The sequence below is a fragment of the Streptomyces sp. NPDC096339 genome (assembly GCF_044762985.1).
GTDB lineage: Bacteria > Actinomycetota > Actinomycetes > Streptomycetales > Streptomycetaceae > Streptomyces.
Genome location: NZ_JBIWFI010000002.1, coordinates 609,361 through 623,536 on the forward strand (window position 1 = coordinate 609,361; position 14,176 = coordinate 623,536).

Consider the following 14,176-nt stretch of genomic DNA (forward strand, 5'->3'; position numbering starts at 1 on the left):
TGGGGTGGGACGGCACGCCGGGAGCGGCCGTACGGTCAGCCCTGGGCGGCGGCGGGTGCCTCCAGGTTGCGTGTCATGCGCTCCAGCACGCTGACCGCGGTGCGGTACTCCTCGTCGGAGATGCCGTGCGTCGACAGGGCGCGGAAGGCGTCGATGTGCTCGGCGACCTGCGCCAGGCGGTTGCGGCCCTCCTCGGTGAGGGCGAGGCGGCCCGGCCCGGGGCGGACCGCCCAGCCGTCGCGGACGACCGTTCCGACGGCGTCGGTCAGCGCGTCGGAGGCGGCGTTGGCGGCGAGGAAGTCGAGTACGGAGGCGTCGGTGGCCTCCGGGTCGTCCGCGACGACGTTCAGGACCTGCCAGGCGAGCCGGGTCAGGCCGAAGCCGGCCAGGGTCGCGTCCATGCGGCCGGTGATGGCCCGGTCGGTGCGGTTCAGCCAGTAGCCGATGGGCTTCATGTCGCGTTCCTGTTCTGGATGGTGGCGGGGAGCAGACGGACGAGGGCGCAGCACGCGACGGTGGCGGCGGCCACCACGCCGAGGCTGTGGACGGCGCCGGAACCGCTGCCGCCGGAGGTGTGGAAGTACACCGTGGTGATGGCGGCGGCGCCGATGCTGTTGGCGAGCTGGGAGACGGCGGACAGTGAACCGCTCGCGCTGCCGGACTCCTTCGGGTCGATGCCGCCGAGCGTGACCTCGTAGACGGTGCCGAAACACGTTCCGAGGCCGAGGCCGGTGACGAAGACCGGGAGGGCGAGTGTCCACGCGGTCGGGGTGCCGGCCGCGATCAGCGCGATCAGCGCGAGGGTGCCGGTCAGGGTGAGCAGCAGGCCTGCGAGGACGAGGGCGCGGCCGAGGCGTTCCTTGAGGCGGTGGGCGGCGACCGAGGCGACGATGATGCCGGCGGCGATCGGGGCGAGGCCGAGGGAGGCCCCCGTCGGGGTGAGGTGCAGGCCGTGTTGGAGGAAGAGCGACAGGACGAAGAGGAGTCCGGCGACGGCCGCGTAGAAGACGAGGCCGAGGAGCAGGCCGGAGGTGAAGGCGCGGCTGCGCAGCAGCGACGGCTCGACGAGCGGGGCGACGGCGATGCGCTGGCGCAGGCAGAACAAGGCGAAGAACGCGGCTCCGGCGGCGAGGCAGAACAGGGGGAGCGCGCTCCAGCCGTGGGCGGAGCCGTCGATCAGCCCGTAGATCAGGCCGAGCATCGTGGCGGCGAGCAGCGCGGAGCCGGGGCCGTCGACGGTGACCGAGCGGTTGCCCGGGTCCCGGGGCAGCAGGCGCAGGGCGAGGACGATCGCGAGGCCGCCGAGCGCGATGTTGATCAGGAACATGGAGCGCCAGCCGAAGTGGTCGACCAGGACTCCGGCGAGGACGGGGCCGCTGACGGCGGACAGGCCGAGGCAGGGGGCGAAGACCCCGAAGGCCTTGCCGATCTCCTCGCGTGGGAAGACGGAGCCGAGGATGCCGAAGCCCTGCGGGATGACCAGTGCGCCGAAGGCTCCCTGGAGGAGACGGAAGCAGATGAGGGAGGCGGGGCCGGGGGCCAGGCCGCAGGCGACGGAGGCGAGGGTGAAGCCGGTCAGGCCGGTCAGGAAGAGCCGACGGCGTCCGTACTTGTCGCCGAGTCGGCCGCCGACCACCAGCAGGACGCCCATGGCCAGGGCGTAGGCGGCACCGAGCCACTGGACGAGGGCCTCCCCGCCCTTCAGGTCGGCGGCGATGGCCGGGGCGGCGATGTTGGTGATCGTCGAGTCGAGGAGGTCGAGGACCGCGGCGAAGAGGACCACGGCCAGGACGGCCCAGCGGCGGCGGTCGGTGGTCGTGCTGTTCGTGGTTCCGGTGCGAGGGGTGGCAGGGGCTGAGGCCCTGGACATGGGATCCCTTGGAGGTCAGTGCCCGGCGAAGGCTGCGGAGTTCTCCTGGGCCCACTGGCGGAAGGTGCGCGCGGGGCGGCCGAGGAGGGTGGCGGTGGTGTCGGCGATGACGGCGGGGCCGTGGCAGGCGGCCTCCCACAGGTCGAGGAGCGAGCCGACCATGTGGGCGGGCATGTGGGCGCCCATCTGCCGCTCGGCCTCGGCGCGGGTGATGTGTTCGACGGGGATCGGACGGCCGATGGCCTCGGCGAGGACGGCGAGCTGCTCGCGGAAGGTGAGCGACGTGGGTCCGGTGAGGGTGAGCGTGCGGCCGGTGAGGGAGTCGCCGGTCAGAGCCTCGACGGCGATGTCGGCGATGTCCTCGGGGTGGATGGGCGCGATGTGGGCGTCGGGGTAGGCGAGCCGGACCGGCTCGTCCCGGCCGATGGACCATGCCCAGCCGAGGGAGTTGGTGGCGAACGCGTCCGGGCGCAGGAAGGTGAAGGCCAGGTCGGAGCCGGCGAGGGCGCGCTCGACCTTGAGGCTGTGGCTCGCGAGCGGGTCGTTCTCGGCGTCGGGACCGGCCACGGAGGACGAGGAGAGCAGGACGACGTGCTCGACGCCTGCGGCCTCGGCGGCCTTGACCAGCTCGTGGATGCCGTCGGGCTGCGGGTAGAGGAAGACCTGGCGGACGCCGCGGAGCGCGGCTTCGAACGTCTCCGGGCGGTCGAGGACGAGTTCGACGGCCTCGACGCCGTCGGGGGCGGTCAGCCGGGCGGGATCGGCGCTGGCGGCGCGGACGGCGAGGCCGGCGGAGTGGAGGTGGGCGGAGTGGAGGCGGGCGATGACGGCCTGGCCGACCTTGCCTCGGGCGCCGGTGATGAGGACGGTCACGGGAATCTCCGAAATCTTCGAACGTTTTCTTGTCTGCGTACATATGCATGCTCACATGCACACGTTTTCATGTCAACACATGTCTTCGTGAGGTCATGTAGGTAGGCTGAGGCCATGACGAAGCACGAGCCGGAAACGGCGGAGGAGCTGCTGAACGCCGTCGGCCCGGCCTTCGGGAAGCTGCGGCGCTCCTCGCTCCTGGAGGTCGAGAACCCGATCTCCCAGAAGGACCTCAGTCGCACCCTGGTCCTCAACGTGGTCCTGGAGGCCGGGGGCGGCGGGGGCGGCGACGGTGACGACGCAGGCGAGGTCACCGTCGGAGGCGTGGCCCAGCACCTGGGCGCCGACCCCTCCGTGGCCAGCCGGATGGTCTCCGACTGCATCTCCGCCGGCTACCTGATCCGTGCCGCCTCCCAGCGGGACGGCCGCCGCACGGTGCTCCACCTCAGCCCCGAGGGCGAGGAACTGATGGCCCGTTTCCGCCGCCACCAGCGCGCGGCCTACGACTACATCACCGCGGACTGGTCGGAGCGGGACCGCCTCGACCTGGCCCGCCTCATGCTCAAGTACGTCGCCTCGCAGGAAGCGCTCCGGCGCCGCTGACGCGTCGCGGGGGCGGGCGGCCGGACGGGCTGCGGCCGGGGACGCCGCCAAGGCCGAGGCCATAGGGCGGCTTTATGGCCGTATCGGCCGAATGTCCCTACCGGCGCCCGGGCCCCCGTCCGAAGGTGGAACGGCAATCCCCCCGATGAAGCAGGGACGCCATGTACACCATCCTCTTCCTCTTGATCACCGCATGCGCTTGGGCGGTCGTGCGCGACCGCCCAAGCGGGTCACGGCTGTTGCTGTGGGCGGGGACCCTGGCGCTCACCACGCTCGCGTTCCTCCCCCACCTCGACCGCGCCTTCGGCCTGAGCTTCTGAGGAGGAGCCGACGATGACCAGCACCACCGCGCCCGCACCCGCACCCGCACCCACCGTCGCCCCCGCGGCGGCCCGGCTCTCCAACCGCCTGGGCCTCTGGTTCGCCCACGCGTACGTCCTGGGGATGTGCGCCACCATCGGCGGCGCGTACGTCTTCCAGTTCGGGCTGTGGGAGTACCCCTGCCCGATGTGCCTGCTCCAGCGCATGTTCATGCTGCTCAGCGCCCTCGGCCCCGCCATGATCGTGGCCCGCTCGCGCAAGGGCCCAGTGACCACCGCCGAGTTCGCCTCCGGGTGGGGCGTCGCCATCGTCTCGGCGCTGATCGGCGGCACCGTCTCCGGTGCGCAGGTCCTGATGCACATCGTGCCCCCGGACCCCGGCTACGCCGGCGCCCTGTTCGGCCTGCACCTCTACACCTGGGCCGCGATCACCTTCGGCCTCGCCGTGCTGGCCGGCGCCGTGAACCTGGTCCTGATCCACTCGGCCCGGCCCCTCGACGCCGCCCGGACCTCGCCCGCCCTGCGCCGGGCGGCGGGCATCACCCTCGGCGTCCTCTTCTTCTTCGCCGCGAGCAACCTGCTGGCCTGCTTCTTCCTACAGGGCTTCCACTGGCAGATGCCCGGCGACCCCACCGGATACCGGTTCTTCGCCGACCTCTTCTGAGGCCGGGCGAAGGGCGCGTCAGACGGCCGGTGCCCGCCGGACGGCGGCGATGGCGGGCACCGGCTCCTTGGCGAGGAAGTCGAGCACCAGCCGGTTCACCGATGATCACCCTGGCCCGGACGGGGCGGCAGGACGCGGGGTGCCGTGGAACACCTGGCCGGTGTGCCAGGAGCGGTGGGCCGCCGCGATGGGGCGGGTGCCCGGCTGGGGGCCGATGAGCGGGCAGCCCGCGAGGGCTATGACGTGGTTGCGGGCTGCGGGGCTGCGGCCGACGAAGCGCTGCGAGACCAGGATGCGGTGGCCGTCGCCGACGCCGAGGACACCTTTGTCGAACAGCTTGTGGTGCAGCGAGCACAGGCACAGACCGTTGTCGACCTCGTCGGGGCCGCCGAATGCCCACCAGTGCACGTGGGCGGCCTCCAGCGCGACGGGCACCGACCCGATCTGCCCGTCGTAACCGCAGAAGGCGCACTGGTACTCGTAAGCGGTGAGCACGAGCTCCCGCATCCGGCGATCCCGCTGCCTCCGTACGGTCGAGAGCCGCCCGGTCTCCTCCGGCTCCAGCTCCAGGCTGATCGATTCGCACAGTTCGCCGTGGAGGGAGGGCGGGAAGTGCAGATCGAGCAGTACGCGCGCCATCCGGCCGAGCAATGACGGCTCCCGCCGCAGAGCTGCCCGCAGCTCGGGCGCCAGACGCCCCGAAGCCCCGGCCGCCCGCAGCTCCCGCACTCCGCTTCCGGGACTCCCGGGCCCCCGGTCGGTGCGCACCTCCCACACCCCGTCGCTGACCAGGTGGTGGAACGGGTAGGCGGGCGTTGTCCTGTTGGGCGGCCCGTACTCGGTCAGCAGCCGCTTCAGGTCTTCCTCCACCGCGCTGTAGACCAGCTCGCCGTCGGCATCCTGCTGGAACCGGCTGAGGGCGTAGAGGAACAACAGCGGCTTGTGCGGAGCGCGTGCCCCGGCCTTGGTCCACTGCCTCAACGTCGCGGTCCGCTCCAGCCAGTCCATGACGGGCGATCGTAGTGGCGCCGTCGGGACGGAAAGGATCACGGAACGACGAAGGACCCGGCCGCTGGGCGGTCGGGTCCTTCGTTTGCCCTTGCGGGCGGGTGCGGAGGATACGAGATTCGAACTCGTGAGGGGTTGCCCCCAACACGCTTTCCAAGCGTGCGCCCTAGGCCACTAGGCGAATCCTCCGCCGCAAACAATACAAGACGTTGAGGGGTGCTCGCGAACGTGATCGTCGGGCGGGGGAGTCGGCCGGGGTCGGGTCGGGGTCCGGTCGGGGTCCGGCTCGATTCCGGGGGCCTCCATCCGCTAGGGTGGGCGCAGCCCCTCACGTGGCGCTATCTCACCCAACTCCCCCAGGGCCGGAAGGCAGCAAGGGTAAGTGGGCTCTGGCGGGTGCGTGGGGGGCGCTTTGCGTTCCGGGGCGGGTTCCGGGGCGGGTTCCGGGGCGGGTCCGGGGGCGCCGGAGGGCCGCTCTTGTCGGTGGGCCCGGATAACCTCGTAGACGTGTCGTCCCTTGCGCTGTACCGCCGCTATCGCCCCGAGTCGTTCTCCGAGGTCATCGGGCAGGAGCATGTCACTGCCCCGCTGATGCAGGCCCTGCGGAACAACCGGGTCAATCACGCGTACCTGTTCAGCGGGCCGCGCGGGTGTGGAAAGACGACCAGCGCGCGCATCCTCGCCAGGTGCCTGAACTGTGAGCAGGGTCCCACTCCGGACCCGTGCGGGGAGTGCCAGTCCTGCCGCGACCTCGCCAGGAACGGGCCGGGGTCCATCGACGTCATCGAGATCGACGCCGCCTCCCACGGTGGTGTGGACGATGCCCGTGACCTGCGGGAAAAGGCCTTCTTCGGGCCCGCGTCCAGCCGGTACAAGATCTACATCATCGACGAGGCCCACATGGTCACCTCGGCGGGCTTCAACGCCCTGCTGAAGGTGGTCGAGGAGCCGCCGGAGCACCTCAAGTTCATCTTCGCCACCACCGAGCCCGAGAAGGTCATCGGGACCATCCGGTCCAGGACGCACCACTACCCCTTCCGGCTCGTGCCGCCCGGGACGCTGCGCGACTACCTCGGTGAGGTCTGCGGGCGCGAGGGCGCCCAGGTCGAGGACGGCGTGCTGCCGCTCGTCGTGCGCGCCGGCGCCGGATCCGTGCGTGACTCGATGTCCGTCATGGACCAGCTGCTGGCCGGTGCGGGCGAGGAGGGTGTGACGTATGCCATGGCCACCTCCCTGCTCGGCTACACGGAGGGCGCGCTGCTCGACTCCGTGATCGACGCGTTCGCCTCGGGGGACGGCGCCGCCGCCTTCGAGGTCGTCGACCGGGTGGTGGAGGGCGGGAACGACCCCCGGCGCTTCGTCTCCGACCTGCTGGAACGGCTGCGCGACCTGGTGATCCTGGCCGCCGTGCCCGACGCCGGGGAGAAGGGGCTGATCGACGCCCCCGCCGATGTCGTGGAGCGGATGCAGGCCCAGGCGTCCGTCTTCGGGGCCGCCGAGCTGTCGCGCGCCGCCGATCTGGTCAACGCCGGCCTGACCGAGATGCGCGGAACGACCTCGCCCCGGCTGCAGCTGGAGCTGATCTGCGCCCGCGTGCTGCTGCCGGCCGCCTTCGGTGACGAGCGGTCCTTCCAGGCGCGGCTCGACCGCCTGGAGCGCAACGGGGCCGCCGCCTTCGCGGCGGGGCCGCCGCCCGGCATGCCGCCTGCCATGGGCTACGTACCCGCGCCCGAGGCGCACGGCATGGCGCCCGTCGGGCCGGGCGGGGGCGTCGCCGCCGCGCGTGCCGCCGTACAGGCCCAGGCGCCGCAGGCTCCGGCCGCCCCTCCTGTCGCTCCCCCCGTCGCTCCCCCCGTCGCGGCTCCCGAGCCGGTACGAGCGCCCGAGCCGGCGGCGCCGCCCGCCGCCGCACCCGCCGCAGGGGCCTGGCCGACCGCGGCCGCGCCCGGGCAGGGCATCCCCGCGGCGGCGCAGCCCCCGGCCGCGGCTCCGGCTCCCGGCGCCTGGCCCGGCGCCGGACAGGGTGCCCCCGCCGCAGGGGCCTGGCCGAGTGCGGCCGCGCCCGGCCAGGGGATCCCGGCGGCGGCCCAGGCCACGGCCGCTGCCCCCGCCGCGCCCGCGGCCCCCGTCACCGCCGCCCCGCCGTCCCCCGGGATGGCCGCCGGCGCCGGACAGGTGCAGGCGATGTGGCCGGGCATCCTGGAGGCCGTCAAGAACCGCCGCCGCTTCACCTGGATCCTGCTCAGCCAGAACGCCCAGGTCACCGGCTTCGACGGAACCACCCTCCAGCTCGGCTTCCCCAATCCCGGAGCCCGCGACAACTTCGCGAGCAGCGGCAGCGAGGACGTGCTCAAGTCGGTCCTGGCCGAGCAGTTCCAGGTCCACTGGAAGATCGACGCCGTGGTGGGCGGCGGCGGTGGCCAGCCCGCCCCCCAGAGCGGGTACTCGGCTCCGTCCGCGCCCGCCTACAGCCCGCCACCCGCCGCTCCGCAGGCGCAGGCCCCGTACCAGGCGGCGCAGGCACAGGCCCCCGCACAGGCCCCCGCCCCGCAGCAGCCGCAGTACCAGCCGCCCCAGCAGTCCGCCCAGCCGTCCGCCCCCGCCCCGCAGCCGCCGGCGCAGCAGGCGCCCCCGCCGGTCGCCCCCGAGGACGACTTCGCGGAGGACGACGACCCGGACCTCGTCGAGAGCGCGCTGACCGGACACGACCTCATCGTGCGCGAGCTCGGAGCCACCGTTGTGGAGGAATACACGAACGAGTAGGGGTATCTCATTGGGTGGCCGCACGAAAGCGAATCCGGAGCGCGGGCTACGCTTCATGGCGTGAAGGTCCTCGTCATCGGCGGCGGCGCCCGCGAACATGCCCTGTGCCGCTCTCTGTCCCTCGACCCCGACGTCTCCGCGCTGTACTGCGCCCCCGGTAACGCGGGGATCGCGGATGTGGCCGAGCTGCGGGACGTCGACCCCCTCGACGGCGACGCCGTGGCGCGCCTCGCCACCGAGCTCGACGCCGCCCTGGTCGTCGTCGGCCCGGAGGCACCGCTGGTCGCCGGAGTCGGCGACGCCGTCCGCGCGGCCGGCATCCCCGTCTTCGGCCCGTCCGGCGAAGCCGCGCAGCTCGAAGGCTCCAAGGCCTTCGCGAAGGACGTGATGGCCGCGGCCGGCGTCCCGACCGCGCGCAGCTACCTGTGCACCACCCCGGAAGAGGTGGACGCGGCCCTCGACGCCTTCGGCGCCCCGTACGTCGTCAAGGACGACGGCCTCGCGGCCGGCAAGGGCGTCGTGGTCACCGAGGACCTCGCCGCCGCCCGCGACCACGCGCTGGCCTGCGACCGCGTCGTCATCGAGGAGTACCTCGACGGCCCCGAGGTCTCCCTCTTCGCCATCACCGACGGCGTCACCGTGCTCCCGCTCCAGCCCGCGCAGGACTTCAAGCGCGCGCTCGACGGCGACGAGGGCCCCAACACCGGCGGCATGGGCGCGTACTCCCCGCTGCCCTGGGCCGACCCGAAGCTGGTCGACGAGGTCATGGCGAGCGTGCTCCAGCCGACCGTCGACGAGCTCCGCCGCCGCGGCACCCCGTTCTCCGGCCTGCTGTACGCGGGTCTCGCGCTCACGGGCCGCGGCGTACGGGTCATCGAGTTCAACGCCCGCTTCGGGGACCCCGAGACCCAGGTGGTCCTGGCCCGGCTGCGCACCCCGCTCGCCGGCGTGCTGCTGAACGCGGCCAACGGCACCCTGGACACCCAGGCCGAGCTCCGCTGGAGCGAGGACGCCGCCGTCACGGTGGTCATCGCCTCCCACAACTACCCGGACACCCCCCGCACCGGGGACCCGATCGAGGGCCTCGCCGAGGTGGCCGCCGAGGACGGCCCCGACGCGTACGTGCTGCACGCCGGCACCCGTCGCGAGGGCGACGCCGTCGTCAGCGCGGGCGGCCGCGTCCTGTCGGTGACGGCGACCGGTTCCGATCTGGCGCAGGCCCGCGAGAAGGCGTATAAGGCCGTCGCGCGGATCCGACTGGACGGGTCGCAGCACCGTACGGACATCGCCGCCAAGGCGGCCCAGACCGGCTGAGCCCCCGCTGACCAGTGGCTACGCAGACCCGCGGGCCCGGAGCGCACACCCCGCGCCCGGGCCCGCGGGCGTGTTCGCGTGCGAGTGCATCCGGCCGCGTTCGAACGCACCCAGCTTTACCCAAAGCCATTCCATCGGGTGATCTCACCCGGTCTGCCTGACGCCCGGACGAGCCCCAACTAGGGTGCGATGCCAAGCATTCCGGCACTTGGCCCACCGGCATTGCGATGTCAGTGGCGGGTGTCACAGTGGGGGAGTGAGCAACGTCGCCGCAGGGCAGAGGGGGTGAGGTCCGGCCGTGTCCGGAACCGGTTCGATCGTGGAAGTGAGCGCGCCCTCCGCGCGTTCCCGAGCCCTGGCCGTGCTGCGCGTGCGCAGTACGGCCCTGGCCCTCGGGCTGCTGCCCGCCGCCCTCGCGGTGGTGCTGGTCAGCGCCCGGATGACGGGCCGGCTGGCCGGTGACCCCTGGCCCGTGGTGACCCTCGTCGTCTGCGTGGTCGCCGCCCTGGTGCTGCTCGTCGGCGGGATCTTCGCCGCGGTGGTGCTGAGGGCGAGCCCCGCCGTGACGCCCACCGTGCCGCTCCCGGAAGGGTCCGCGCCCGATCTCTACCGGCTCGTGCGGGACCTGGCCGACCGGATGGACGTCCCGGCGCCCTCCGCGATAGCCCTGACCCCGGACTGCGACAGCTGGCTGGAGGACCGCTCCCACCCGGCCCACCGTCAGGGCGCCGTCGGCATGGCCGGAACCACGGGCCCGGAGACGGAGCCTGGCGCCGCCCCCGTGCTGGTGATCGGCTCGCCGTTCCTGTGGTGGATGCGGGTCGCCGAGCTGCGGGCCGTCCTCGCGCCGGTCGTCGCCGGTACGGGACCTTCCGCGCACCCCGACATAGCCGACGCCCGTGGCTTCGTGCGCGGGTTGGACGCCGCCGTGGACGTGGGCAACCGGCGCGGCCTCGGCTGGATCGCCGCCGCGGCCCGGCTGCTGCTGCGGCTGTGCCGGGTGGACGCCGCCGAGATGGAGCGCGGGGTGGCCGCGGCCGCCTCGGACCGTGCACAGGGTGTGGACTACGGGCTGCGCATCGTCGCCCAGGAGCAGGTCGGCCTCGCCTACGCGGGCTGGGACCGGCTGCTGACCCGGGTCGCGCTGCCCGCCTGGCGGATGGGCCGTTGGCCCGCGCACCTCGACGCCGGGGTGGTCTCCGCGCTGACGGAGCTGTCCCGGCGGGACCGGCTGGCCGACGGGTTCACCTCGCGGCTCGGCGAGCGCCCCGCCTGCGATCTGCTGGAGCGCCCCGGAGTCGTCGACGAGGCGGCCTCGCTGCTCGCCGCCCGGCTCTTCCACGGCGGCCCGGCCGAGGCCGGTCCGGACTGGTCCCCGGTGGACTGGGCGGCGTATCCGGAGGAGGTCGTGGACCGCAAGTGGCGTACCGAGGCCGCCCGCCTGCACGCCGCGCTGGACGCCCTGTCCGTCCCCACGTGCCCGGGTACGGCCGCCGTCGGCGCCCATGCCTCCCCGGCACCCGCGGAGGACGGCTTCGCCGGCCCCACCCTGGAGCGCGTGCTCGGCCATCTCACCGACCCCTCGGGCAGCGGTGCGGCCGGCGAGGCGCTGGCCGGGCGGCTCAGCGGGGACCTGGCCCGCGAGGAGCGGGCCGCCGGGGCCGCGCGTCCCCGGACCGCGAAGGAGCACGGCGGGGACTGCGTACCGCTCTTCCCGCTCCAGCCGCCGCGCACCGGGCGGGACCTGCTGGCCGACCACGTCACGGCGATGGTGTGCTGCGCCGCCGTGGACTCGGCGGGGGCCGCTCCCGGCCTCGACTGGCTGGACGGTCCGGTGCTGCTCGTCGGCGGCGCCCGCTGCTCCGACCTGGCGCCGCTCGTCCTGTGCCTGGTCGAGGACGGGGACCCGGAGCCCCTGAGGGGCTGGCTCGCGGAGTTCGGCGTACGTCCCGAGAAGCCCGTCCGGCTCGTCTGAGGAACTTCCCCCAGCGGGCTACGGGTCGCACGCACAAGCGGATCCCAATGTTCCGGTCACGTCAATTCGCGACGAACGGTGACGGACTGAGTGCGTTATGTGATGTGCTGGGACCGGCTTGATGCACGCACGTCCGGGGGAGCGAGGGAGGGGAGCGGGTACATGGGTGCGGACCAGATCCGGCGCTGGGAGTCAGGTGCGCTCGCGCACGCGGTGACCGACCCCTTCGGACAGGGCCCGCTGCCCTGGTTCCGGGGGAGCGAGCTCTACTTCGACGACACCGGCCAGGTCGTCCCCTGGTACGTCGACCCGGTCGCAGCGGCGGTGGGTGCGGCCACCGGCACCGGCACCGGCACGGGCCGGATCCCCCGAGCCCGCGGCACCGGCGGCCCCCTCACCGCCGACGACGTACACCGCCAGATCAAGGGCTTCGCCTCCACCGGAGCCGTCGCCCCCGGCGAGGCCATCGACTTCCACATCACGGTCGACCCGCCCCAGCAGTTCTCCGTCGACGTCTACCGGATCGGCCACTACGGCGGCGACGGCGCTTCGAAGATCACCACCAGCCCCCGGCTCTCCGGCATCGTCCAGCCGGCCCCGCTGACCGCCGACCGGACCGTCTCCTGCCACCACTGGTGGCTCTCCTGGCGCCTCCAGGTGCCCTCCTACTGGAGCGTCGGCGCCTACGTGGCCGTCCTCACCACCGTCGACGGCTACCGCTCCCACATCCCCTTCACCGTCCGCGACGACCACCCCGCGGACCTGCTCCTGCTGCTCCCCGACATCACCTGGCAGGCCTACAACCTCTACCCGGAGGACGGCCGCACCGGCGCCAGCCTCTACCACGCGTGGGACGACGAGGGCCGCCTCCTCGGCGAGCAGGACGCGGCCATCACCGTGTCCTTCGACCGCCCCTACGCGGGCGCGGGCCTGCCCCTCCACGTCGGCCACGCCTACGACTTCATCCGCTGGGCCGAGCGTTACGGCTACGACCTCGCCTACGCCGACACCCGCGACCTGCACGCCGGTCGCGTCGACCCCAGCCGCTACCGCGGTCTGGTCTTCCCCGGCCACGACGAGTACTGGTCGGGCCCCATGCGCCGCACCGTCGAGCGCGCCCGCGACAACGGCACCTCGCTCGTCTTCCTCTCCGCCAACACCATGTACTGGCAGGTCGAACTGGCCCCCTCCCCCTCCGGGGTCGACGACCGGCTCCTCACCTGCCGAAAACGCCGCGGCCCCGGCCGCCCCAGCCTCTGGCGCGAAGTGGACCGCCCGGAGCAGCAGTTGCTCGGCATCCAGTACGCCGGCCGGGTCCCCGAGCCCGCACCCCTGATCGTGCGCAACGCCTCGCACTGGCTCTGGGACTCCACCGGAGCCGGGGAGAACGACGAGCTGCCCGGCCTGGTCGCGGGCGAGGCCGACCGCTACTTCCCGCGCACCCAGCTCCCCGAGCACCAGGACCGGATCCTGCTCGCGCACTCCCCGTACCTCGACACCGAGGGCCACCGCCGCCACCAGGAGACCTCCCTGTACCGGGCCCCCAGCGGCGCACTGGTCTTCGCCTCCGGCACCTTCGCCTGGTCCCCCGCCCTGGACCGCCCCGGGCACGTCGACGAGCGGGTGCAGCGGGCCACCGCCAACCTCCTCGACCGCATCTGCAAGAGGGACTGAGGGGCGGGGTCGCACACCCCCTGGCCGGCGCGCGGGTCCCGGTACGCCAGAATGGATCCGCGCTCGTACAGAACCACAGGGAGACCCCGTGTCCGGATTCGTCGAAAAACCTGAGCCGGCGCAGGTGCCCGGCCTCGTCCACCTCCACACCGGGAAGGTGCGAGACCTCTACCGCGACGAGGACGGCCGTCTCGTCATGGTCGCCAGTGACCGCATGTCCGCCTTCGACTGGGTCCTGCCGACCGAGATCCCGGACAAGGGGCGCGTGCTCACCCAGCTGTCCCTGTGGTGGTTCGACCAGCTCGCGGACCTCGTCCCGAACCACGTCATCTCCACGGACCTGCCCGACGGCGCCCCCGCCGACTGGGCCGGCCGCACCCTGATCTGCAAGAACCTCGACATGGTCCCGGTCGAGTGCGTGGCCCGCGGCTACCTCACCGGCTCCGGCCTCGCCGAGTACGTGCAGACCCGCACGGTCTGCGGGCTCGGCCTCCCCGAGGGCCTCGTGGACGGCTCCGAGCTGCCCGGCCCCATCTTCACCCCGGCCGCCAAGGCCGAGGTCGGCGAGCACGACGAGAACGTCTCGTACGAGGAGGTCGCGCGCACCACCGGCGCCGAGACGGCCGCGCTGCTGCGCCAGACCACCCTGGCCGTATACGGCCGCGCCCGCGACATCGCCCGCGAGCGCGGGATCATCCTGGCCGACACCAAGTTCGAGTTCGGCTTCGACCCCGCGGACGGCACCCTCGTCGCCGCCGACGAGGTGCTGACGCCGGACTCCTCCCGCTTCTGGCCGGCCGACCAGTGGGAGCCGGGCCGCTCGCAGCCCTCGTTCGACAAGCAGTACGTCCGCGACTGGCTGGCCTCCCCGGCCTCCGGCTGGGACCCGAAGGGCGAACTGCCGCCGCCGGCCCTGCCGACGCAGGTCGTCGCGCAGACCCGCGCCAAGTACATCGAGGCGTACGAGCGCCTGACCGGCCAGACCTGGTCCTGACGACGAAGAAGGCCCCGATCGATGATCGGGGCCTTCTTCGTTCTGAGCGGACAACGCGACTCGAACGCGCGACATCCACCTTGGCAAGGTGGTGCTCTACCAACTGAGCTATGTCCGC

At 73.2% G+C, this 14,176-nt stretch carries 12 protein-coding genes, 2 tRNA genes and 1 other RNA gene; 9 read left to right on the forward strand and 6 right to left on the reverse strand.

The window, feature by feature from the left end; translation table 11 throughout:
* Positions 1–35 precede the first annotated feature (35 nt).
* The 3 genes from ACIQ5Y_RS06220 to ACIQ5Y_RS06230 are packed head-to-tail and all read right to left on the reverse strand — an operon-like array spanning position 36 to position 2,743.
* Positions 36–455 carry a MarR family winged helix-turn-helix transcriptional regulator gene (locus ACIQ5Y_RS06220; protein WP_403875507.1) on the reverse strand — a complete coding sequence of 140 codons (420 nt, stop codon included), beginning with the start codon at positions 453–455 and terminating at the stop codon, positions 36–38.
* Complete coding sequence (locus tag ACIQ5Y_RS06225) at positions 452–1,870, reverse strand: MFS transporter (RefSeq protein WP_403875510.1); 1,419 nt, start codon at positions 1,868–1,870, stop codon at positions 452–454. Before ACIQ5Y_RS06225 ends, ACIQ5Y_RS06220 begins: the two co-directional genes overlap by 4 nt.
* Before the next feature lie 15 nt (positions 1,871–1,885).
* On the reverse strand, positions 1,886–2,743 hold the full coding sequence (locus tag ACIQ5Y_RS06230; protein WP_403875513.1) for an NAD(P)H-binding protein: 858 nt from the start codon (positions 2,741–2,743) through the stop codon (positions 1,886–1,888).
* A 114-nt stretch (positions 2,744–2,857) separates the two neighbouring features.
* Between ACIQ5Y_RS06230 and ACIQ5Y_RS06235 the strand changes: the two genes are divergently transcribed.
* The 3 genes from ACIQ5Y_RS06235 to ACIQ5Y_RS06245 all read left to right on the forward strand — a co-directional run bounded on the left by ACIQ5Y_RS06235 (position 2,858) and on the right by ACIQ5Y_RS06245 (position 4,330).
* Positions 2,858–3,346, forward strand: coding sequence for a MarR family winged helix-turn-helix transcriptional regulator (locus ACIQ5Y_RS06235; RefSeq protein WP_403875515.1), 489 nt, complete (start codon positions 2,858–2,860; stop codon positions 3,344–3,346).
* 161 nt (positions 3,347–3,507) lie between these two features.
* A complete protein-coding gene (locus ACIQ5Y_RS06240; protein WP_403875518.1) occupies positions 3,508–3,666 on the forward strand; it encodes a hypothetical protein in 159 nt (52 codons plus the stop codon).
* Positions 3,667–3,679: 13 nt separating this feature from the next.
* Entirely contained in the window at positions 3,680–4,330 is a 651-nt protein-coding gene (locus ACIQ5Y_RS06245; protein WP_403875521.1) for a disulfide bond formation protein B, read from the forward strand.
* A 105-nt stretch (positions 4,331–4,435) separates the two neighbouring features.
* On the opposite strand, the gene ACIQ5Y_RS06250 is transcribed toward ACIQ5Y_RS06245, so the two are convergent.
* Both ACIQ5Y_RS06250 and ACIQ5Y_RS06255 read right to left on the reverse strand, forming a co-directional pair.
* Positions 4,436–5,338, reverse strand: a complete 903-nt coding sequence (locus ACIQ5Y_RS06250; RefSeq protein ID WP_403875523.1) for a phosphorothioated DNA-binding restriction endonuclease — start codon at positions 5,336–5,338, stop codon at positions 4,436–4,438.
* A 104-nt stretch (positions 5,339–5,442) separates the two neighbouring features.
* Positions 5,443–5,527 (reverse strand) — tRNA-Ser (locus tag ACIQ5Y_RS06255).
* Between the two features lie 130 nt (positions 5,528–5,657).
* On the opposite strand from ACIQ5Y_RS06255, the gene ffs reads away from it, so the two are divergent.
* The 6 genes from ffs to ACIQ5Y_RS06285 all read left to right on the forward strand — a co-directional run bounded on the left by ffs (position 5,658) and on the right by ACIQ5Y_RS06285 (position 14,058).
* Positions 5,658–5,756: signal recognition particle sRNA small type (gene ffs, locus ACIQ5Y_RS06260), an RNA gene on the forward strand.
* An 89-nt stretch (positions 5,757–5,845) separates the two neighbouring features.
* Positions 5,846–8,101: a DNA polymerase III subunit gamma and tau gene (locus ACIQ5Y_RS06265; RefSeq protein WP_403875526.1), complete on the forward strand. Its 2,256-nt coding sequence runs from the start codon at positions 5,846–5,848 to the stop codon at positions 8,099–8,101.
* 60 nt (positions 8,102–8,161) lie between these two features.
* Positions 8,162–9,415, forward strand: a complete 1,254-nt coding sequence (gene purD / locus ACIQ5Y_RS06270; RefSeq protein WP_403875529.1) for a phosphoribosylamine--glycine ligase — start codon at positions 8,162–8,164, stop codon at positions 9,413–9,415.
* 298 nt (positions 9,416–9,713) lie between these two features.
* Positions 9,714–11,390 (forward strand): hypothetical protein, encoded by a 1,677-nt coding sequence (locus ACIQ5Y_RS06275; RefSeq protein ID WP_403875531.1) that lies wholly within the window; start codon positions 9,714–9,716, stop codon positions 11,388–11,390.
* A 162-nt stretch (positions 11,391–11,552) separates the two neighbouring features.
* Entirely contained in the window at positions 11,553–13,064 is a 1,512-nt protein-coding gene (locus ACIQ5Y_RS06280) for a N,N-dimethylformamidase beta subunit family domain-containing protein (RefSeq protein WP_403875533.1), read from the forward strand.
* An 88-nt stretch (positions 13,065–13,152) separates the two neighbouring features.
* Positions 13,153–14,058 (forward strand): phosphoribosylaminoimidazolesuccinocarboxamide synthase, encoded by a 906-nt coding sequence (locus ACIQ5Y_RS06285; protein WP_403875536.1) that lies wholly within the window; start codon positions 13,153–13,155, stop codon positions 14,056–14,058.
* Positions 14,059–14,103: 45 nt separating this feature from the next.
* Here ACIQ5Y_RS06285 and ACIQ5Y_RS06290 read toward each other — a convergent pair.
* Positions 14,104–14,176: transfer RNA gene (locus tag ACIQ5Y_RS06290), tRNA-Gly, on the reverse strand.

Coding starts and splice junctions, on each gene's coding strand:
- ACIQ5Y_RS06220 (WP_403875507.1), bottom strand. CDS start 455: ATGAAGCCCATCGGCTACTGGCTGAACCGCACCGACCGGGCCATCACC.
- ACIQ5Y_RS06225 (WP_403875510.1), bottom strand. CDS start 1,870: ATGTCCAGGGCCTCAGCCCCTGCCACCCCTCGCACCGGAACCACGAAC.
- ACIQ5Y_RS06235 (WP_403875515.1), top strand. CDS start 2,858: ATGACGAAGCACGAGCCGGAAACGGCGGAGGAGCTGCTGAACGCCGTC.
- ACIQ5Y_RS06240 (WP_403875518.1), top strand. CDS start 3,508: ATGTACACCATCCTCTTCCTCTTGATCACCGCATGCGCTTGGGCGGTC.
- ACIQ5Y_RS06245 (WP_403875521.1), top strand. CDS start 3,680: ATGACCAGCACCACCGCGCCCGCACCCGCACCCGCACCCACCGTCGCC.
- ACIQ5Y_RS06250 (WP_403875523.1), bottom strand. CDS start 5,338: ATGGACTGGCTGGAGCGGACCGCGACGTTGAGGCAGTGGACCAAGGCC.
- ACIQ5Y_RS06280 (WP_403875533.1), top strand. CDS start 11,553: ATGGGTGCGGACCAGATCCGGCGCTGGGAGTCAGGTGCGCTCGCGCAC.